Origin of the sequence: Streptomyces sp. NBC_01304, from assembly GCF_035975855.1 — a bacterium.
Classification (GTDB): Bacteria; Actinomycetota; Actinomycetes; order Streptomycetales; family Streptomycetaceae; genus Streptomyces.
Genome location: NZ_CP109055.1, coordinates 3513956 through 3531579, shown reverse-complemented (window position 1 = coordinate 3531579; position 17624 = coordinate 3513956). Strand labels below are relative to the sequence as shown.

The window sequence follows — 17624 nt, the reverse complement described above, 5'->3', positions numbered from 1 at the left end:
CACCACGGGTGGCCTGCCCGGCCCGCCCGGCCGAACGGCTACGAGCGCCCCCGGGTCCGCTCCCGATGCCCCTTGCGATCGGGCGTCCCGATATGCCCCGTCGCCCGCTCGGACTCCCCGAGCCACAGCTGCGGAACGTAAGCCCGCACCGCGGCGACCAGCGGTTCCCGCGACCCCGCCGTCACCGGCAGCCGGTAACGCAGCCGGGGCAGCGTCGGGTGCAGTGGCTCCTCGTCGCGGACCAGCGGCCACAGGACCGGGGCGTCGCGGTCGATCGGGACGTTCGGGCACAGCTCGATCGAGTAGACCTTGTTGCGCCGCCCGAACTTGCTCCAGTGCAGGCCGACTCCGGCGAGGAGGTGCCAGGCGATGACGCCCTGCCCCTCGCTGGTGGAGACCCACAGGCCGGTCTCGTCGATGCTGATGCTCGACTTCCGGTTCAGCCAGTGCGTGACCAGGCTCGTCACGCTGATGAAGCCCATCAGCGATCCCACGACGATGCCCCCGACGCCCTTCGCGCTCGGCCCTCCCTCGCCCAGCCCGGCCAGCATCGCGACGCCCGCGAACAGCACCAACGCGCTGAGCAGCGTCAGGAACACGGTCAGCGGAAGCATCCGCCGGGCCGCCCGCTCGCCGGTACGGATGACCGTGGCGGAGGGGGACGGGGCGGAAGGTGACGGAGTGGATCCGTGAGGGGCAGGGGGAGTCCGGGGAATGTGGGGAGTGGGCATGGGCGGAGTGTAGAGAACCTGTCCCCGCTGCCGACAGCGCGGCCGCGGCCGCTAGGCTCCCGCGGTATGACCGAGATGGAGAAGGGACCCGGCCCCGCGGGCACGGATGCGCTGCGGACACAGTTCCAGCAGGCGGGCCGGTCGGGCGTCGCGGCCGACCGCCGTCGCACGGCGCGCCAGGCACGTCGTTTCTACGGGCTGTTCGCCGTGGTCGTCGGACTGCTGTGCCTGGTGCTGACGGTGGTCCGGCTGGCGATGGGCGACGGCGCCGGGATGCGGCTCGTCTTCTACGCGGGTGGGGTCGCGGCCGGCGCTCTCGGAGCCTGGCTCGCCTGGCGGGGGCGTACGCGATGGGCGTTGGCCGTGGTGGCGCTGGGCGTGGCCTGCGCTTCGTTGGGGGACAGCCCCGGGCTCAACTAACGGTCACAACCGGCGAACTCGGCTCGCCAGTCGGGAGTCAGCCCGGGGCCAGAAAAACAGCCCGAAGAGCAGCCAGAAGAACAGGCCGAAGAACAGTCAGAAGAACAGGCTGACCAGGAACGACAGCACCGCACCCACAAGCCCGACCCCCAACATCCCGATCACGGCCGTACGCGTCACACTCCGCCCTGCCGCCTCCCACGCCGCGTTGAAGCCGATCCGGCTCCGCCCGAAGGGTGCGTACCCCGTGGCGAGACAGAAGACGCCGAGCCCGATGAGGACCCAGGCACCGAAGAACCCGGCGAACCAGCGCAGCGCCCGGTCCCAGCCCGCGACGACATGGCTCGCGTCGGTGTCGAGGTCGACCGTCCCGAGGTCGGCCTGCTGCACTGAGACGCGGCTCTTCTGCAGGTAGTCGCGCTTGCTCTCCAACGTCGCGTTGACGTCCTTCGCCTTGCCGTCGTCGGAGACGAAGGTGCCGTGACAGCGAACGGTGCGGCTCCTCTTCTTGCGCGAGCCCGACGAGGCGTGGCCGGTGTGCACGACGTCACAGCTCTCCACGGTCAAGGTGCCGTGCGTACCGGCCCAACCCGCCGCGTACGCACCCTCGTACGCACCGAAGCCACCGAGGACAAGCCCGCCCAAAAGGAACAGAATGCCGCCCGCGCGCCCCAGGCGGCCGAGCGCGCTCTCCACCCGGCGGTAAAGCCAACCGCCGTTCGCTGCGTCCCGTGCTCGAGCCATGGCGAATCCGTTCCTCACTGCTGTACCGGTGCGTCAGGCTAATGCCTGCAGGGGGTCGCTTGTGCAAAGGGTGAGCAAACGGGAACCTTCGCCTCCGTCGCCGAGGCTGCCGTGGAGAGTGAGGGGGGCGTCGGGTGACGTACGGCATTGGTGACACCGTGGGGTGTCAAGGGATACTGGGATGGACGGACGAACGACGGCGTACGCGACGCAAGCGGTGGAGGAGAAGCGAGATGGCCCAGCAGCCCCAGAACCCCAAGGGACCCAACCCCGACCGCGGCGTCCTGGACGAGGCCCTCGACCCGGAACAGATCCGTTCCCTGAACAAGTCCCTGCGCAGCGTCGCCGACATCCCCGGCGCGAGCCCCGAACTCCAGGACATGGCCAAGAAGTTGCTCTCCGGCCAGGTCTCGCTGCGCGACTCCCTCGACGACCCGTCCGGGGCCCGCGCGCTGGGCAGCGGCCTGGCCGGGCTGCGCGGACAGTGGGAGCAGATGTCCGACGAGGAGCGGGAGCAGATCCGGCTCGGCGAGATGCCGCCGGGCGGCGAGGTCGCACCGGGCCAGGACGAGCAGGAGCGGCGCCAGGACAGGGACGCCGACCAGTCGAAGAAGAAGGGGCAGGGGCGGCACAGTGGAGGGTTCTCGCTGTACTAGGCGGTCTCGCCCCGTACCGGGTCGGCGCCGAAACCGGTTGCGGCCTGCCCCGCCGCGCCTGAAGACTGGTGATCATGGATGCGACAGCGCAGTTCCGTGAGGCGGTCATCGCGTGGGCGGCCGACGGCGCGGGAGCTCCGGCAGCCGCCGCTGCCGCACAACAACTCGCTGCGGGCGGCGCGTTGCGTACGGCCGTACTCGTGGAGGGGATCAGCGACCAGGTCGCGCTCGACGCGCTGGCCGCGCGCCACGGCCGCGACCTCGCCGCGGAGGGCATCGCCGTCATTCCGCTCGGCGGCGCGACCAGCATCGGCAGATTCGTGAATCTGCTGGGCCCGCAGGGGCTCGACATCGAGCTGGCGGGCCTGTGCGACGCAGGCGAGGAGGACCACTTCCTGCGCGCCCTGGAGCGAGCGGGCCTCGGCCGCGATCTCGCCCGCGCCGACATGGAGCCGCTCGGTTTCTACGTCTGCGTCGCCGACCTGGAAGAGGAGTTGATCCGCTCCCTCGGTGCCGACTCCGTGCAGCAGGTCATCGATGCGGAAGGGGACCTGCGCACCTTCCGCACCTTCCAGAAGCAACCCGCCCAGCGGGAGCGGACGGTCGAGCAGCAACTGCGTCGCTTCATGGGGACCATCCGCGGCCGCAAGATCCACTACGCCCGCTCGCTCATCGACGACCTGGACCTCACGAGCCAGGTACCGCGGCCGTTGGAACGCTTGCTCGCGCACCTGTAGGCGTAGTTGGGGGAGAGGATCCAGGCATGGAGACCGAGGGCGTACGCACCGACCGCTTGGGATTGCTGCTCGACCAGTTCGACATGGCCAGGGAGATGGCCCAAGTGCGCCTGACCGGGCTCAGCGACGCGGAGTACCTGTGGGAGCCGGTGCCCGACTGCTGGTCGATCCGGCGCCGCAGCGAGGCCACGACACCCAGGGCGTACGGGCCCGGCGAGTGGCTGCTCGACAAGGGCGCCCCGGACATCCCGGCGAGCGAGTACGCAGAGGTCGCGAGGCAGGCCGCCGGCGGCATGACGCTCGCCCGGATCGCCGAGGACTGGAGCGTGAGCGTCGAGCGGGTCGAGCAGGTCCTCGCCCACACCGGCGACCCCGAGCCCGACGCGGCCCCGGTCACGACGATCGCGTGGCGGCTCGGGCATCTGCACTCCTGCTTCGCGGGCGAATGGGAGTGGACCTTCGGCGAACGACGCCAGGACCCGTACCTGCTGGTCGACTTCACGCCCTCTGCCGGCCTGGCCCTTGAGCGCTTCTGGGCGCTGATCGACCGCTGGCGGGACGCCGTCGCCGGCCTGACCGACGAGCAGCTCGACATGGTCGGCTTCTCGCAGTATCCGTACAGCTCCGCGCCCCATGACCCGTACGTCGCGGTGGTGGCGGGGTCGAACCTCGAGTTCATTCACCATATGGCGGAGGTCGGGGTGCTTCGGGATCTGTGGGGGGCTCGGGGGCGGTCTGCTGCTGTCGGTTAGGTGGGGAACCCGTTCAACCAGCCGCCGTCGAGAAGGGACTTGGGCAGGTACTCGGATGCGACGGTGATGCTGAAGCCCTCGTCGCGGGCCAGGCATGCGACGGCGAGCGGGCCCAGGGCGGTGAGGCCTTCGGCGTCCAGGGCGCGGTCCTCGTCGCGGGTCCAGTACTCCTTGTGCCATTCGAGGGCGCCCGCGAGTTCGGAGTTGAAGCTTTCTTCGCCGCCGCGGGCCAATTGGGTCAGCAGGTTCATGGGCGGATACATGATCCTGAGGACGCTGTCGCGCGGAGCGTGCCGCAACACGTCGGGGTCAGTGCCCCCCCACCGCGGCCACCAGCTTGTCGCCGAACTCCGGCCTGTTGAGCCAGTACGCCTGGAGGGCTTCCACCCAGTCGTAGATGTACGCGTCGAAGGTGGCGCCGGACTCTCGCAGCAGGGCGACCGGGAGCTGTGCCAGTTCGGTCATGCGTGTCTTCTCGCGGCAGACGGCGGCCAGCCAGAACGCGGTCAGCCAGTTCCCCGCATGGGCCCGGGACAGGTCGCCTGCGCGGATCGTGTGCATCTCATGGCCGATCCGGCACTCGATGGTGTCGGTGGTGGCGCGGGCCGAGGTGAACAGTGCGGACCCGACCTGCATCGCGGTGACGCAGGCCTCCCAGGTCTCCACCTTGTCCGCCTCGGCGTCCACCGAGCAGCGCAGGTTCAGCAGCTGCACGGCCCCTGCCAGCGCGTTCGAGAACCAGGAGGGAGTCTTCTTGAGGAATCCGACCTTCTGCCGGAAGCCGCTGTTCGCGACTTCCAGCTGGAGCTCCAGGTGGCTGGTGGATCGCGCGTCATGCCTCGAAATCCTGGTCATTCCTGTACTCCGTGGGAGTCGGGCCGCACAGCGTGAGGAAGTGGTGCGCGCTTCTTGCGGTAGCGAGCGATGGCAAGCTCGGGGGGCAAGTTGGGGACGCTGACCGTTTCGCCGGTCGCTTTGGACACCACGATGTTTGCGCCGCCGGGTTCTGGAGGGGTGGTGAGGTCCGTGTGGCGTGGGAAAACCGAATACACGAGATAGCCGATGTCGAATTCTTGGACGCGTTGCTCGACGGGAGTGCCGTCGGGGAGTTTGGGATCGGCGTAGCGGCTGCGCACGAGGGCCAGCGCCTGCTCAGGGGTAGTCGGTGGATCCGCGGGTGCTGGGGTGGGGGTGTCCGGAGCCATGGACTGCCTCTCTGCCGTGTCAGGTGTCCTGCCGGCTCCTACGTGGGGAACTCGTTCACCCAGCCGCCGGCGAGCAGGTACTCGGGCAGGTACGCGGACTCGACATCGACGGTGAATCCGGAGTCGAGGGCCAGGCACGCGAGGGCCAGGGGAGCGAGGGCGAGGAATCCGTCGGGATCCTGCTCCAGTTTCTCGCTGCGGGTCCAGTAGCCCTTGTGCCACTCCACGGCCTTGGCCAGCTCGGTGTTGAACCTGTCCTGGTCTTTGCGGACCAGCTGGGTCAAGAGGTTCATGGGGGGATACATGAGGTTCAGCACGGCGCTGCGCAAGGCGGGTCGGACTGCCTCGGCGCCGGTGCCGTCCACGGCCTCGACCAATTTGTCGCCGAGCTCGGGCTGCTTGCGCCAGTACGCCTGCAGTGCCTCGACCCATGCGTAGATGTACGGGTCGAAGTCGGCGCCCGACTCGCGCAGCAGGGAGACGGGTACTTGGCACAGGTCGTTGGTGCGTTCCCGGTCACGGCATACGCAGGACAGCCAGAAGGCCGTGAGCCAGTTGCCCGCGTGGGCCCAGGGCGCGGCACCGGAACGGAAAACGTGTTCTGTGTCGACGACCAGGCACGTGATGGTCGGTGTGGTCGCGCGGGCCGAGACGAAGACGGCGTGGCCGATCTGCATCGCCCGGACGCAGGCCTTCCAGGTCGCCAGGTTGTCGGCCTCGGGATCCCCCGAGCAGCGAGTGGCGAGGTTGGTGGTCGCGGTCCTCAGGGCCATGGAGAACCACTCGGGGTTCTCCTCGAGGTCTTCGAGCTCCTCCTCGAGGTCTGCCTCCTGCAGTTGCAGTACCTCAGACAGAGCCCCGGTCATGAGGTCATGACGTGGAATGCGGATCATTCTTTTCCCTCAACGTTGCTGCTGCCGGATCCACAGAGCCCGCACTCCGAATTCCGTCGCGGCGACCAGGATGCCGTCGGGTGACAGATCGGCTCCGGTGAAGGGGGAATCCGAGATCAGGGAAGCCACGACCGTCTGGCGGGACCGGTCCCACACCCGGAGTTGATCCGTGCCCCGGCGCAGGGCGAGCGGGGCGGTTGCCCGGTCCTGCTCGGAGAGGGGCCGCAGGTGTTCCGGTCCCGGCTCGTCGAACAGCGTCGGCTGTACGAGGCCGTGCATGAGCAGCGCCGAAGCAGTGTTCCCGGCTGCAGGGAGCGACCCCGGAGTGCCGGGCGGTACCGAGAGGGCGGCGACGGGCACGGGGCTGTCCGCGGGGCGGGGCAGCGTGCCGATGGTGACTTCGCTGATGTCGGGGAGGCGGACGCTCCACAGGGTCTGCCAGGGCAGATCCAGGCCGAGCCGGTGCACCGCGGCCGCGAAGTCCGGAAGCTGGTCCTCGACGAACGCGCTCTCCAGGAGGGCCGCGCGGGCCAAGGCGGGCGCCTGCGCACGGGTCAGCAGAGGGGCGATGCGCAGATACGTACGCGCCGGGGCGCCGAGTTGCTGTTCCGGGACGGCCTCGACGGCCGCACGCAGCGGCACCGGATCCGCGTACACGAACAAGCCCGGGTCAGTAAGCAGTTGGGGCAGCAGACCCGCTTCCAAGGTGTGTCCGGCGATGTGGTCGCGTACGTACGGGTCGGCCTTGCTCCAGTCCTGACCGGGCACGGTTTCCAGGAGCGCCATGGCGATCTGGGACTGCGTGGCGCGGACGTGGGGGAGGCCGGAGCGGAGCTCGTCGGCGATGGCCGGGTGGAGCAGCCGAAGCAGCGTACGTTCGCCGTTTGCGCCCGCCCGGAGCGACTGTACGAAGGGGCCGGCCAGCGCTCCGCTGCTCGCGATCGCCGCGGTCATGTCCGTGCCCGCGAGGGTGCTGACGAGCTTCACCCACAGCTCGGCCGGCAGACCGTCTCCCTCGGCGAGGGCCAACGGCGCGAGCAGGTGGCGCAGCGTCTGCGGGTCGGCTCCGAGGCGGCGAGCGTGCAGGTCGAGCACCTCGCCCAGGGACGTGGGCAGTTGGCCCTCGTCGGTGGGTACGACGCCGGACGGATTCGCCAGGATGCTCTGGACCGTGAGCTGCACGGTGAGAGGACTGGTCCCGGCACGACGGCCGATCGCCTCGGCGAGCGCACGCCGGGCGGAGGGGTCGGCGGTGAAGGGCAGCTCCGGCGCACCGAATTCGGGGCGCAGCAAGGCCTCGGCCTGCAGCATCAGCCCCTGAGGGTCGGCCCACTGCGGATCGTCGAGATCGATGATCTGCGCGGAGCCGGGCGGCAGTCCCTCCACCAGCCTCGTGGCGAGCTCACGCGGTACGTCGGCGAGGAGCCGGACGGAATCCGTGTGCGCGAGCGGTCTGAGCGCTTCCCGTACGAGGCGGGCGGGCTCGCCCGTGGTGCGGACCGGGCCTGCCCGGTCGACATCCGGCACGACGATGGTCAAAGGCCGGTCGAGGGCCGCCAGTTCGGCGTACACATCCTCGAGGCGTTCGGCCTGCAGACCGTAGTGACCGGCGAGCAGCCAGCCGAATTGAGCCGTGGTCAGTCCGGCAGCGCTCGGCACCGCGGGTGCGGGAAGCTCCGGCGGCACCGTCGACGGGTCGAGATCGGCCAGCGGAAGCCGCCCGCGGAAGTCCGGGTCGCACAGCATGAGGAAGCCGGTGAGCAGGTGCGAACGCCCGCTGCCGGGGCTTCCGGTGAGGACGACGACGCGCGGCGCACCCGGCCACTCCATCCGCCAGGCGGCGAGGGCGCGCAGCACTGTGGCACGGCCGCCTATGTGCGGGTGTGGTGCGTAGCCGTTGGGCGGGGCTGTCATGAGTACGGATTTCCTCGTGTGCCGGGGACGCGGGCGATGGGAGGTTGCCTTGCGCGGAGGTGTGCGTCAGGCGCCCAGTCCGCGCTTCTTGCGGTAGCGAGCGATGGCCAGCTCGGGGGGGAAGTTGGGGACGCTGACCGTTTCGCCGGTCGCTTTGGACACCACGATGTGGGCACCGCCGGGTGCTGAGGGAGCTGAGGGAGCGGTGAGGCCGGTGCGGGGCGGGGAAACCGAGTACACGAGGTAGCCGATGTCGAATTCCTGGACGCGCTGCTCGACGGGGGTGCCGTCGGGGAGCTTGGGATCGGCGTAGCGGCTGCGGACGATGGCCAGCGCCTGCTCAGGGGTGGTCGGTGGATCCACGGGTGCTGGAGTGGGGGTGTCCGGAGCCATGGGCTGCCTCTCTGCTGTGTCGGTGTCCTGCTGGGTCCTAGGTGGGGAACTCGTCCACCCAGCCGCCGTCGAGGAGGTACTTGGGCAGGTACTCCGATTCGACGTCGACGGTGAATCCGGAGTCGAGGGCCAGGCAGGCGAGGGCCAGCGGGCCGAGGGCGATGAGGCCGTCGGAGTCGCGCGCCAGTTCCTCGTCGCGGGTCCAGTAGTCCTTGTGCCATTCGACGGTCTTGGTCAGAGCGGTGGTGAACTTTTCCTGGTCCCCGCGGACCACCTGGGTCAAGAGGTACATGGGCGGGTACACGAGGTTCAGCACGGCGCTTCGTGAGGCGGGCCGGAGCACTTCGGGGTCGGTGCCGTCCACGGCCTCGACCAGCTTGTCGCCGAGTTCCGGTTGCTTGAGCCAGTACGCCTGCAGTGCTTCGACCCAGGAGTACATGTACTCATCGAAGCCGCCGGCTTCGCGCAGCAGGGAGACGGGTACCTGGCACAGGTCGTTCGTACGCTGCCTGTCACGGCATACGCAGGACAGCCAGAAGGCTGTGAGCCAGTTGCCTGCGTGGGCCCAAGGGCCGGTGCCGGAACTGAAGACATGCTCGTCAGGGCCGACTCGACAGGTGACGGTAGGTGTCGTTGCGCGGGCCGCGACGAAGAGGGCGTGGCCGATCTGCATCGCGGTGACACAGGCCTTCCAGGTCTCCAGCTTGTCGGCCTTGGGATCCCCCGAGCAGCGCCTGTCAAGGGCAGTGGTCGCAGAGCTCAGGGCCATGGAGAACCATTCGGCATTCTCCGTGAGGTCCTCCAGTTCCCCATTCAGCCTTCGCTCCAGCACCTTCAGCACCTGAGGCAATGCCCCCGTGGGGAATTCATGACGCGGAATCTTGATCATTTTCGTCCTTCTTGGGGAGGCTGATGTCGTATTCCTTCATCAGGTATCCCTCGTGTGTCTTCTTGTCCTCGTCGGAGTTCCCCTTCACCAGCACATACTTCACACGGTTCTCCTTGAGAGCCGTGCGCAGGTTCTCTGCCAGGTCCAGTTCATCCTGCGCTGCCTTGCGCATCTGCTCGGCCTTGACAGGATCGGGCTCTCGCTCCGCATCGTCCAATCCCTTCAGGCCGCGCTTGTCCATCTCGTGCAGGATCGTCTTGAAGTACTCCCGAGTGCCCTGGGACACCTGCCGGACGGCCGGGCCTGCGGCGTCCCCGTCTCCGTCCCCGTCGCTGTCTGCCTCCTGGCTGTCGGCTCCGGTCGTATCCTGGTCGTCCGCCCCGGGCTCCGGACGGTCGGGATCATTCGCGTCGGGCGGGAGTCCTTGGCGATCTCCCTCTCCGGCCTGCAGTGAACCCTTGCACTCGACGACGATGTAGTCGAAGTCGGGCTCGTTCGGCGATGCGGTCCATATCTGGTCGAACCGGTTGTTTCCTTCGCCGCGGTTGTCGACGCGGTTGGCATCCTCACCGAACTCGTTGGGGATCGCGTGGAACTCGGCGACCGCGTCTCCGTACTTCTCGCTCTCCTTGCCCCGCGCGGCGTGGAGTGGCCTGTGCTCGTCGTCGGCTTCTTTGAAGGCTGCCTGGTTCTCGGGAGTGTTGTTCGCCTCGAGATCCTTCTGTGCCGCTTCCCTCTTCGTGTGCGGGACTTTGTCCGCCTCGATCGCGTCTGCCCGGGACTCGGCCTGGCCATCGAGTATGCCAAGGTCTCGGTCGGAGGGACCCTCGGTCCTCCGGGGCCCCCCAGCGGTCCGGCCCACAGGCTTCACGGTCGGGTCGACGTACTTGGGAGGCTCGGGCTGTGGAACCCTGCTCTTCGCCATCCACGGCTTTTGAGGATCACCCGTGGCGCGAAGAATGGGCAGAGTGTGGCCCTTGTATTTGTCCTCGCGTGACTTCCGGGAGGCAACGCCGTTCTTGTCCACGTCGTAGTGGGCTTTGAAGAATTCGGGATCGGTGTTCGCCAGGTGGACGATGTGGTCGATCCACTCTTCGTCCGTCCTTGGGTTGTTGATCGGGTCGCCCGCGGGCTGCGCCGGCCCCTCGGGGCGCTGCGGTGTCTCCGGCTTCGTCGTGTTCGCCGGGTTCTCGGGAGCGATTTCCCCGTACAAGGGCTTCTTGCCGGCAGTGGCCTCGTTGATGTGCCGGGCCGCATCGGCGTTCTTGCCGTCGGGCAGGCTCTCGCGCGCAGGGACGGCCGAGTCCTTGTTCATGTTGCTCGGCCGGTCGCCCTGGGTCTCGGCAGGCGGCTTGTTCGTGTCGTCGGGCCGGGTCTGGTCCGGGGTCTCGGACGGGTCCTTGTCCGGGGTCTGAGACTGAGGGTCGTCCCGGTGATCAGGACGTGTCTGGTCCGGCCGCGGCGAGGTGTTCGGGTCCCGGCCGTCGGGCCGGTTGTTGATCTCGTTGCTCTCGGGCTTCTGCTGAGTGGGAGTGTCCCGATGCGGGTCCGGCGTACGAGGGTCCGGAGTGCGGGGATCGGACGTACGCGGATCCGTCGTGCGGGGGTCGGCGGCGCGCGGGTCGGTGGTCCGCGGGTCCCCGGTCTGCTGGTGCGGAATGGACGTACGCGGGTCCGAAGGCGTGGTGGTCTGCTGAGGGTTGTCCCGGTTGATCGGGTCGCTCGGGGTGTCCGGAGTGGTCCGAGGGGGTGGGGTGCCCTTGTCCGGGGTGCCGTTCTCGGTGTTGTCGGGCGTGGTGTGGGTGGGGGACTCCCCGTGCTCCGAAGGAGAGTCGGGCTTGGCCGGGCTCTCCGTCGTCGGAGTCGGCTGCTGGGACTCCTTGTCGGGGGTCGGTCCGTGCCCGTCGGGGTCCGTCGGATCGTCCGGGTGCGACTGCTGGTCGGGCGTGCTCGGTGTTTCGGCCGGCGTCGGGTCCTTCTGTTCCGAGGGGGTCTCCGGGTCCGAGGGAGTCTCGGGGTCCGAAGGGTTCTCGGGGGAGGGCGACTGCTGCGGCTGCGGCTGCGGCTGCGTATCGGTGTTGCTGTTGTCCGGATCCGGGGTCGGCTGAGGGCTTTCCGCGGTGTCCTGCGACGGCTCCTGGCTGTCCGGCGTGTTTTCCGGTGCGCTGTCCGGTGGGGACTGCTTGTCGCTCTCGCCTTGCGGCTGGCCGTTCTCGGGCTCGGGGTCGGTCTTGGTCTCCGGCTCGGTCTCGGGCTTGTCGTTCGTCGCGTCCGGCGTCGCGTCCGGCGTCGAGTCCTGATCGGGCGTGGACGGCTGGGCGGTGTCCCCGTCCCCGTCGTTCGAAGTGTCCGGGGTCGTGGGATCCGTCGAGGTGGGGGAGGTGTCGCCCGTGTCGGGGTCGTCGCCCTGCTTCGAGGTGTCGTTCTGCGGGTCGCTCTCCGGCTGCCCGTTGTTCTCGTTGTTCTCAGTGGCCTCGGGCTGCGACTCGTTGTTGTTCTCGGTGTTCTCCGGCTGCGCCTCGTCGTCGTTCTGGCCCTCGGACTCATCCGTGCTGTTCTGAGCGGGATGCAGCGGATTCCCGTCGGGGTCCATGGGGATGTGCCAGACGTGCTCGGCGTTCGCGATGTGCAGCGGGTCATGGCTGACCTCGCCGCTCTGGGAGTCCACCCAGACGACGGTGCCGTTGTGGTTGACGGCGGCGAAGGCGTGGCCGCCGCCGCCATTCGGCCAGTCGACCTGCACGATGGCCGTGGAGCCGTGCCCCGCCTGCAGCAGTTCCTGCTCGATACGGGCGGCGGTGTCGGGGTCGCTCCCGGTACCGGCATAGCTGTGCGGGGCGCCTGCCCAACTGATCTGGTTGTCGTTCGCGTCGTCCTCGGGGCTCCTGGTGTCCAGGTTGCCGTGCTCGTCGGTGTCGAGCGTGCGCGGAGCGGAGACCTGTGGGTTGCCGCGGTAACTCTCGATGAATGAACGGGAGCAGTCCGCACAGTTGTTGCTTCGGCCCGGGACCTCGTCGCCGCCGTCGTTCTGCACCTGGACCCAGCCCGCGAAGGGGTCGGGGAACCGTTCCGGGGTGCCGTCCTCGTTCCGCGGGAACGAATCTTCCAACAGGTCCTGGTCGTCCGGGTGGACCGGGCCGAGACCGCCCGGCTCGTGATCCATGTTGTCCCGGATGTCCTGGACGCTGTCGGTCTTGGGGTTGTCGTCCTTCGAGTCGTTCCCCGGGTTCTGCGGTGAGCCGGGGGCCTCGGGGCCGTTGGGCGTGTTCTCGTTCGGCGTCTGCTGCGTGGGGCTCGGCGTGGGCGTGGGCACCGGAACGGGCGTCGGCTGTTGCTGCTGAGGGTTGTTCGCCGGCGGGGTCTGGCTCTGCTGCGGATTGGGCTGGTTGGGGTTGGCCGGCTGGTTCGGCGTGTTCGGAGTGCTGTTGCTCGGCTGGTTCGGCGTGTTGCCCGCAGGCTGCTGGGGCTTGTTGCCCGGGGTCGGGTTCGGCGTGGCGGCAGGCGCGTTGGGACCGGGCGTGCTCGGCCTGTCGGGCGTACGGCCCGGCGTGCTGGAGTCCGGCGTACTGCTCGGGTTCGAGGTCGGCGTCGGGGTGCTCGCCGGCGGCGTGTTCCTCGGCGGGGCCGACTGGTTCGGCTGGGTCTGGTTCGACGACGGGTTCGCCGAATTCGGCCGGGTCGGCGAGGAGTTGCCCGGGGTCGAGTTGCTCGGCGTCGAGGTGTTCGAGGGCGTCGAAGTCGAGGGAGACGGGTTCGACGTCGTGGGCCCGGGCGTGCTCGTGCTCGGATTGCTCGTGCTGGGGTCGTTCGAGCCGGGCGTGTTGTTGCCGGGCCTGTTCCCGCCCGGGGTGTTCGTGTTCGGGTTGCCGGAGAGCGGGTTGTTCGTCCCCGGGGTGTTCGTCCCGGCCGTGTTCGTGTTGGTGGGCGTGTTCGAGCCGGGCGTGGTGCTCGGGTTGCCGGTGTTGGGCGTGGCTGTGCCCGGAGTGTTCGTACTGGGCGTGCTGGTGCTGGGGTTGCTCGCGTTGGGTGTGCTTGTGCTGGGCGTGCTGCTGGGATTGCTGGTCCCGGGCGTGCTCGTGCTCGGCGTGCTTGCACTCGGCGTACTCGTACCCGGCCTGCTAGACCCAGGCGTCGTGCTGTTGCTCGGGTTCCCCGAGTTCGGCGTGCTCGACCCGGGTGTCGTCCCAGGAGTCGACCCGGGCGTGCTCGTCCCAGGAGTCGCGGCACTCGGCCGACCGGCCCCAGGCGTGCTGCTGTTCGGGCTGCCCGCATTGGGCGTGCTCGACCCAGGCGTACTCGACCCCGGCGTGCTGGAGGAAGACGGGCCAGGCGTAGCCCCCCGCCCGGAGTTCGGCGACGTGACGCTCGGCGTGGAAGCCGGCCCCGAACTCGAAGGCGTGGTGGAGGAAGGGTTCCCCGCAGGCCTGTTCGACGACGGGTTGGGGCTCGTCGGACTGCTCCCCGAAGGCGAGCTGCCGGCGGTCTGCGTACCGCCACCCGGCCGGTTGGACGCCCCACCGTCGCCGCCCGTGGTCGGCGACGTAGGCATGCCGGATGAGCCGTCGGAGCGGGGGGCGGAAGACGGCGACGGGTCGGACGTGGGCGGCGGCGGGGCGGAGTTCGACGCGTGGGGCGCGGTCGCCGCGAGGCTGTCGACGTTCGTGCTGATGCCACCGCCGCTGTTGCTGCCGCCCGACGAGCTCGGGGCCGCGGACGGGGGAGCGGAGGGCGAAGGCGACGAGGGCGACGGCGAAGAGGGGCCGCTGCTGCTCGGCCCGCCCGGAGACGGCGAGTTTCCGCTGCTCGGTGAACTGCCGTTGCTGTCACCGGAGTTGGAAGGCGGACTGCTCGGCCCCGGGTCGTCGAAGTCCGGCAGCGACGACCGCGGCGACGGCGCCGGGCTGCTGTCCGGCGTGCTGGGTGAGGGGTCCGAGGAGCTCGGCCCGCTGTCGGAGCCGGGGCGGTTGCCCAGGTCGGCGCCAGGGGACGGGCCGTCGTTGCCCGCGTCTGCCTGGACGGTGCCGCCGATGTCCGGGGAGGACCGTGGAGCGGAGTTCGAGTTCGACGAATTGGAGTTGGAGTCCGAGGAATTCGAGTCCGACGAGTTGGAATTGGAGTTGGAGGAGTTAGAGGAGTTGGAGTCAGAGGAGTTGGAGTTGGACGAAGACGAATCCGAGCCCGAAGAATTCGAGTCGGATCCGGAATTCGACGAAGACGAATCGGAGCCGGACGAATTCGAGTTCGACGAATTCGAGGAGCCCCCGTCCCCGGACCCCGGCGCCTGGGACGAGTTCCCGTTGGCGAAGTTCTCGGCCGCATCGCGCGTCTTGCCGCCGGCCTTGCTGCCCAGGCTGTCCCGCACGCTCTCGCCGAAGGTCTGCGGGGTCTGCTTGATGGCCTCCCAGGCGCCGTCCTTGCCCGCCTTCGCCGTGGCGCCGAGGTCGTAGCCCTGCTGGGCGCCGAAGCCGACGTTCACGGTCTGGCGCACCAGGTCGGTGATCATCTCCTGGATCGCGGAGACGACCGGTTCCTTCATGCACTCCACGATGGCCTCTAGGAGCGCCTTCTTGAGCTCATCGAGCAGTCGCCTGACCACCATCCTGGCGATCTGCGTGGCGCCGGCGCCGGCTGCTGCCGAAAGGCCGAAGGTGAAGGGTGCCGCCGCCGCGGCCGCGGCTATCTCGATGGCGAGCGCGATCAGTTGGGCGATGACGGCGTACTTGGCGATCTGGACGACGACCGAGACGGCGTACAGCACGCCACCGATGATCCTGGCGGCCTGCGCCGCGTCCGCGAAGTAGCCGTCGCTACCGGTGGAGAACTTCTTGTACGACTTCTGGAAAGCCTCGATCGCCGGACCGGCGTTCGCGGACACCACGAGGCTGGCGCTCTGGTTCGCCCTGATGTGCAGCGCGTCGCAGTCGTCGGCGAACTTGAACCAGAGGTCGCCGCAGGCGCGCAGCTTGTCCTCGTCGGCGGTCGGCCAACTGAAGCCGAGCATCTCGAGGACCCACTCGAGTTCGTCCGGCAGCATGATCGACACAGCAGCGCTCCCCCGTTAGGCAACCGGCCGTGCAACTCCCCCGAGCGATAGGGAAGTCACACGAAGTACAGCGGTTCCCAGAGCTTACCCAGCGCCCCGCCTTCAACTGGAGGGGGTTCGTGTCACAGCCTTGATGCAAGAGTCGATGCCAAGACTTGACGCAAGAACGGCCCTCATCCCGCATCCCGCATGCGGCATCCCGTATGCGGCACAGACACCCTCGGGACGGCTAGACGCTCTTGATGGAGGACACCTTGGCGCCGACCTGGCCGTCGTACTGGCCCGTGATCTGCTGGTAGGTGTCGTGTTCCTTCTGTTCCTGCTTCTCGTTGCGGATGCCGATCTGCGAGAACGCGACCCCGATGCCCGCGATCCGCTCCGCGAGGCTCGGCATCGCTTCGTCGAAGCCCTTGCGCAGACCTTCGTAGGGCACGCCGAAGTTCTCCCCGAACTCGTCGTCGCCCCAGGGCGGGGTGTCGCCCTTCTCGAGCGCCTCGAGCCCGGTGGAAAGCTCCTTGGCCGCCTTGGCGAAGGCCTGGCCCACCTCGTACATGTGGAAGCCCTCGGTCTTGTAGCTTCCGGGCTCGATGACGTACGGATCGTCGGCCACAACTGCCCCCCGTTGCTCGGTATTAGCTCTCGCCGCTTCAGCGTAGCGCCCGCGCTCTGCTTGTCACACCGGTCGTTTAGGGTCGATGGTCACAACCCCCGTAACAGCGCCATGCATCCCCACACGCCTCAAGGAGCCCTCCGTGACCACCCAGGAGCAGGCCTTCGCCACCGCCGACCGCTGGTTGAACGGTGCCGCACCCGCAGGACAGCGCCGCGAAGTGCTCATGCAGGAGTTCTCGCTCGGCTGGGTGGTGTGGGCGGCACCGCCGCCGATGGAGATCGATCCGGTGACCGGAGCGCGCCGCCCGCCCGCCGAGATCGGCGGCGCCAGCGGAGTGGTGGACCGCGGCACCGGTGAGTTGTCGACCTGGCCGTCCGCCGTCCCGGTCGAGGAGGTCATCAGGATGTACGAGGACAAGCACGGCACTCCCGCACCGCACGCCCAGATGCCCCCGCCCCCGCCCCAGGGCGGCGACCGGCAGGCGCCCCAGATATCCGACGACGACCCGTCGATGCGGGCGGCGCTCGCCTTCGCCCAGCAGTTCGCCCAAAACCCGGACGCGGTCATGGCGCAGGTGGCCGCCGGCCCCGCAGCCGGAGGCCCCGGCACGGGAGGCCCCACCACCGAGCAGGCCCCGGTCACCGGCCCTGGCAACACCGCGGTGTTCACGTACGTCAACCCGGCCAACGGCGAGGAGACTTCGCTCTTCAAGAACTCGGCCCCGGGCGTCCCCCAGGCCGAGATCCAGGCGTACCACGAGCTGATCCGCATGAACGTGCCGCCGCAGAACGTCGTCGGGGTCCACACCGACCTGCGCCCCGCCCTCCTCCCCGGTGGCTACACGGGGGAGTTCCTGCTCTCCGGCGCGCTGCCCACGGCGCAGTTCTCCTGTGCGCAGGAGTACGGGATGTTCGAGCAGGAGCGGGAGAACGGCGTCGCCGCACTGATCCAGCACGTCGAGATGATCCACAGCATCGGCGGGCAGCAGCCCCCACCGCGTCCCCACCGGGCGCCGCTCCCCGCGCAGATCACGCCCGCGCGTGCCGTCCCCGACGCCGACCTCGGCCTGCACCTCGACAAGCTCTTCGGCGAGGAGGAGGGCGGCAGCGGCGTACGCCGCTTCGCGCCCCAGGAGTTGGCCATGCACCCGCTGCCCCCGGCTGCCGTGCAGACGCTGACCGTCGCCGGCCTCCCGGCGGACGTGCCCTTCTTCTTCGGCGCGGCCAGGCCCGGCCACCCGGTGATGGACGCCGCGAGCCATCTGCGCCACCAGGGCGCCCAGATCCCCGAGGCCCAACTCGCCACGCTCGCCGGGCACGTCCGCATCGGCACCGACGGCTGGGCCGAGATCACCGTGCAGTGCGCGGGCTCTCCCGAATGGCAGGGCCTGGTCTGGGCGGCCAGCCCCAAGTCGGGCTCGGGCCGCCTGGTGAACACCTCGGTCCCGGCGTTCGTACGCTCCCTCGCCCTGCTCGTCGCCACCCGCAACGGCATGGTGGGCATGGACCCGCACCAGGCGGGCGCGGCCGTGAAGCAGTTCCAGGAGCGGCTCGTCGCGATCGACGCCCGCGCCCTGGAGCGCGACAACTGGTGGGCCACGATCGTCGACCAGATGTGGCACGGGCTCTTCTGAG

At 69.2% G+C, this 17624-nt stretch carries 17 protein-coding genes and 1 pseudogene; 6 read left to right on the top strand and 12 right to left on the bottom strand.

Annotated elements, in window-relative coordinates; genetic code table 11:
* Positions 1 to 38: 38 nt before the first annotated feature.
* On the bottom strand, positions 39 to 731 hold the full coding sequence (locus OG430_RS15290; RefSeq protein WP_327353044.1) for a hypothetical protein: 693 nt from the start codon (positions 729 to 731) through the stop codon (positions 39 to 41).
* A gap of 66 nt (positions 732 to 797) precedes the next feature.
* On the opposite strand from OG430_RS15290, the gene OG430_RS15285 reads away from it, so the two are divergent.
* A complete protein-coding gene (locus OG430_RS15285) occupies positions 798 to 1151 on the top strand; it encodes a hypothetical protein (RefSeq protein ID WP_327353043.1) in 354 nt (117 codons plus the stop codon).
* Between the two features lie 96 nt (positions 1152 to 1247).
* Here the strand turns inward: OG430_RS15285 and OG430_RS15280 are convergent, their stop codons facing one another.
* Positions 1248 to 1895, bottom strand: a complete 648-nt coding sequence (locus OG430_RS15280; protein ID WP_327353042.1) for a hypothetical protein — start codon at positions 1893 to 1895, stop codon at positions 1248 to 1250.
* 233 nt (positions 1896 to 2128) lie between these two features.
* Between OG430_RS15280 and OG430_RS15275 the strand changes: the two genes are divergently transcribed.
* The 3 genes from OG430_RS15275 (at position 2129) to OG430_RS15265 (ending at position 4040) form a co-directional block, all read left to right on the top strand.
* Positions 2129 to 2551 carry a hypothetical protein gene (locus tag OG430_RS15275; RefSeq protein WP_327353041.1) on the top strand — a complete coding sequence of 141 codons (423 nt, stop codon included), beginning with the start codon at positions 2129 to 2131 and terminating at the stop codon, positions 2549 to 2551.
* Between the two features lie 74 nt (positions 2552 to 2625).
* Positions 2626 to 3288: an ATP-dependent endonuclease gene (locus OG430_RS15270; RefSeq protein ID WP_327353040.1), complete on the top strand. Its 663-nt coding sequence runs from the start codon at positions 2626 to 2628 to the stop codon at positions 3286 to 3288.
* 26 nt (positions 3289 to 3314) lie between these two features.
* Positions 3315 to 4040, top strand: coding sequence for a DinB family protein (locus OG430_RS15265; protein ID WP_327353039.1), 726 nt, complete (start codon positions 3315 to 3317; stop codon positions 4038 to 4040).
* Here OG430_RS15265 and OG430_RS15260 read toward each other — a convergent pair.
* The 8 genes from OG430_RS15260 to OG430_RS15225 all read right to left on the bottom strand — a co-directional run bounded on the left by OG430_RS15260 (position 4037) and on the right by OG430_RS15225 (position 12647).
* Complete coding sequence (locus OG430_RS15260) at positions 4037 to 4303, bottom strand: immunity 49 family protein (RefSeq protein ID WP_327353038.1); 267 nt, start codon at positions 4301 to 4303, stop codon at positions 4037 to 4039. The two genes, OG430_RS15265 and OG430_RS15260, sit on opposite strands and share 4 nt — an antisense overlap.
* Positions 4304 to 4349: 46 nt before the next feature.
* The gene (locus OG430_RS15255) at positions 4350 to 4895 is read right to left on the bottom strand and encodes an immunity 49 family protein (RefSeq protein ID WP_327353037.1); all 546 of its coding nucleotides are present in this window, start codon (positions 4893 to 4895) and stop codon (positions 4350 to 4352) included.
* Positions 4892 to 5245, bottom strand: a complete 354-nt coding sequence (locus OG430_RS15250; RefSeq protein ID WP_327353036.1) for a hypothetical protein — start codon at positions 5243 to 5245, stop codon at positions 4892 to 4894. Before OG430_RS15250 ends, OG430_RS15255 begins: the two co-directional genes overlap by 4 nt.
* A 38-nt stretch (positions 5246 to 5283) precedes the next feature.
* Positions 5284 to 6111: an immunity 49 family protein gene (locus tag OG430_RS15245; RefSeq protein WP_327353035.1), complete on the bottom strand. Its 828-nt coding sequence runs from the start codon at positions 6109 to 6111 to the stop codon at positions 5284 to 5286.
* 36 nt (positions 6112 to 6147) lie between these two features.
* Entirely contained in the window at positions 6148 to 8052 is a 1905-nt protein-coding gene (locus tag OG430_RS15240; RefSeq protein ID WP_327353034.1) for an ATP-binding protein, read from the bottom strand.
* A 66-nt stretch (positions 8053 to 8118) separates the two neighbouring features.
* Complete coding sequence (locus OG430_RS15235) at positions 8119 to 8445, bottom strand: hypothetical protein (RefSeq protein WP_327353033.1); 327 nt, start codon at positions 8443 to 8445, stop codon at positions 8119 to 8121.
* Positions 8446 to 8482: 37 nt separating this feature from the next.
* Entirely contained in the window at positions 8483 to 9334 is an 852-nt protein-coding gene (locus OG430_RS15230) for an immunity 49 family protein (protein WP_327353032.1), read from the bottom strand.
* Positions 9312 to 12647, bottom strand: a complete 3336-nt coding sequence (locus tag OG430_RS15225) for a toxin glutamine deamidase domain-containing protein (RefSeq protein WP_327353031.1) — start codon at positions 12645 to 12647, stop codon at positions 9312 to 9314. The genes OG430_RS15230 and OG430_RS15225 overlap by 23 nt, the downstream gene beginning before the upstream one ends.
* A 73-nt stretch (positions 12648 to 12720) precedes the next feature.
* On the opposite strand from OG430_RS15225, the gene OG430_RS15220 reads away from it, so the two are divergent.
* Positions 12721 to 14781 (top strand): hypothetical protein, encoded by a 2061-nt coding sequence (locus OG430_RS15220; RefSeq protein ID WP_327353030.1) that lies wholly within the window; start codon positions 12721 to 12723, stop codon positions 14779 to 14781.
* A 212-nt stretch (positions 14782 to 14993) separates the two neighbouring features.
* Here OG430_RS15220 and OG430_RS49460 read toward each other — a convergent pair.
* Together OG430_RS49460 and OG430_RS15210 are read right to left on the bottom strand one after the other, a co-directional pair.
* Positions 14994 to 15335 (bottom strand): annotated as a pseudogene (locus OG430_RS49460) (WXG100-like domain-containing protein); the annotation flags it as partial.
* A gap of 271 nt (positions 15336 to 15606) precedes the next feature.
* Positions 15607 to 15987 (bottom strand): hypothetical protein, encoded by a 381-nt coding sequence (locus tag OG430_RS15210; RefSeq protein ID WP_327353028.1) that lies wholly within the window; start codon positions 15985 to 15987, stop codon positions 15607 to 15609.
* Positions 15988 to 16129: 142 nt separating this feature from the next.
* On the opposite strand from OG430_RS15210, the gene OG430_RS15205 reads away from it, so the two are divergent.
* Positions 16130 to 17623, top strand: a complete 1494-nt coding sequence (locus tag OG430_RS15205; RefSeq protein WP_327353027.1) for an SUKH-4 family immunity protein — start codon at positions 16130 to 16132, stop codon at positions 17621 to 17623.
* Position 17624: the final 1 nt, after the last annotated feature.

Bases quoted from the DNA above. Each gene is read 5' to 3' on its own strand.
- OG430_RS15265 (WP_327353039.1), top strand. From the start codon at position 3,315: ATGGAGACCGAGGGCGTACGCACCGACCGCTTGGGATTGCTGCTCGAC.
- OG430_RS15230 (WP_327353032.1), bottom strand. From the start codon at position 9,334: ATGATCAAGATTCCGCGTCATGAATTCCCCACGGGGGCATTGCCTCAG.
- OG430_RS15245 (WP_327353035.1), bottom strand. From the start codon at position 6,111: ATGACCGGGGCTCTGTCTGAGGTACTGCAACTGCAGGAGGCAGACCTC.
- OG430_RS15255 (WP_327353037.1), bottom strand. From the start codon at position 4,895: ATGACCAGGATTTCGAGGCATGACGCGCGATCCACCAGCCACCTGGAG.
- OG430_RS15270 (WP_327353040.1), top strand. From the start codon at position 2,626: ATGGATGCGACAGCGCAGTTCCGTGAGGCGGTCATCGCGTGGGCGGCC.
- OG430_RS15250 (WP_327353036.1), bottom strand. From the start codon at position 5,245: ATGGCTCCGGACACCCCCACCCCAGCACCCGCGGATCCACCGACTACC.
- OG430_RS15260 (WP_327353038.1), bottom strand. From the start codon at position 4,303: ATGTATCCGCCCATGAACCTGCTGACCCAATTGGCCCGCGGCGGCGAA.
- OG430_RS15280 (WP_327353042.1), bottom strand. From the start codon at position 1,895: ATGGCTCGAGCACGGGACGCAGCGAACGGCGGTTGGCTTTACCGCCGG.
- OG430_RS15275 (WP_327353041.1), top strand. From the start codon at position 2,129: ATGGCCCAGCAGCCCCAGAACCCCAAGGGACCCAACCCCGACCGCGGC.
- OG430_RS15240 (WP_327353034.1), bottom strand. From the start codon at position 8,052: ATGACAGCCCCGCCCAACGGCTACGCACCACACCCGCACATAGGCGGC.
- OG430_RS15290 (WP_327353044.1), bottom strand. From the start codon at position 731: ATGCCCACTCCCCACATTCCCCGGACTCCCCCTGCCCCTCACGGATCC.
- OG430_RS15285 (WP_327353043.1), top strand. From the start codon at position 798: ATGACCGAGATGGAGAAGGGACCCGGCCCCGCGGGCACGGATGCGCTG.
- OG430_RS15235 (WP_327353033.1), bottom strand. From the start codon at position 8,445: ATGGCTCCGGACACCCCCACTCCAGCACCCGTGGATCCACCGACCACC.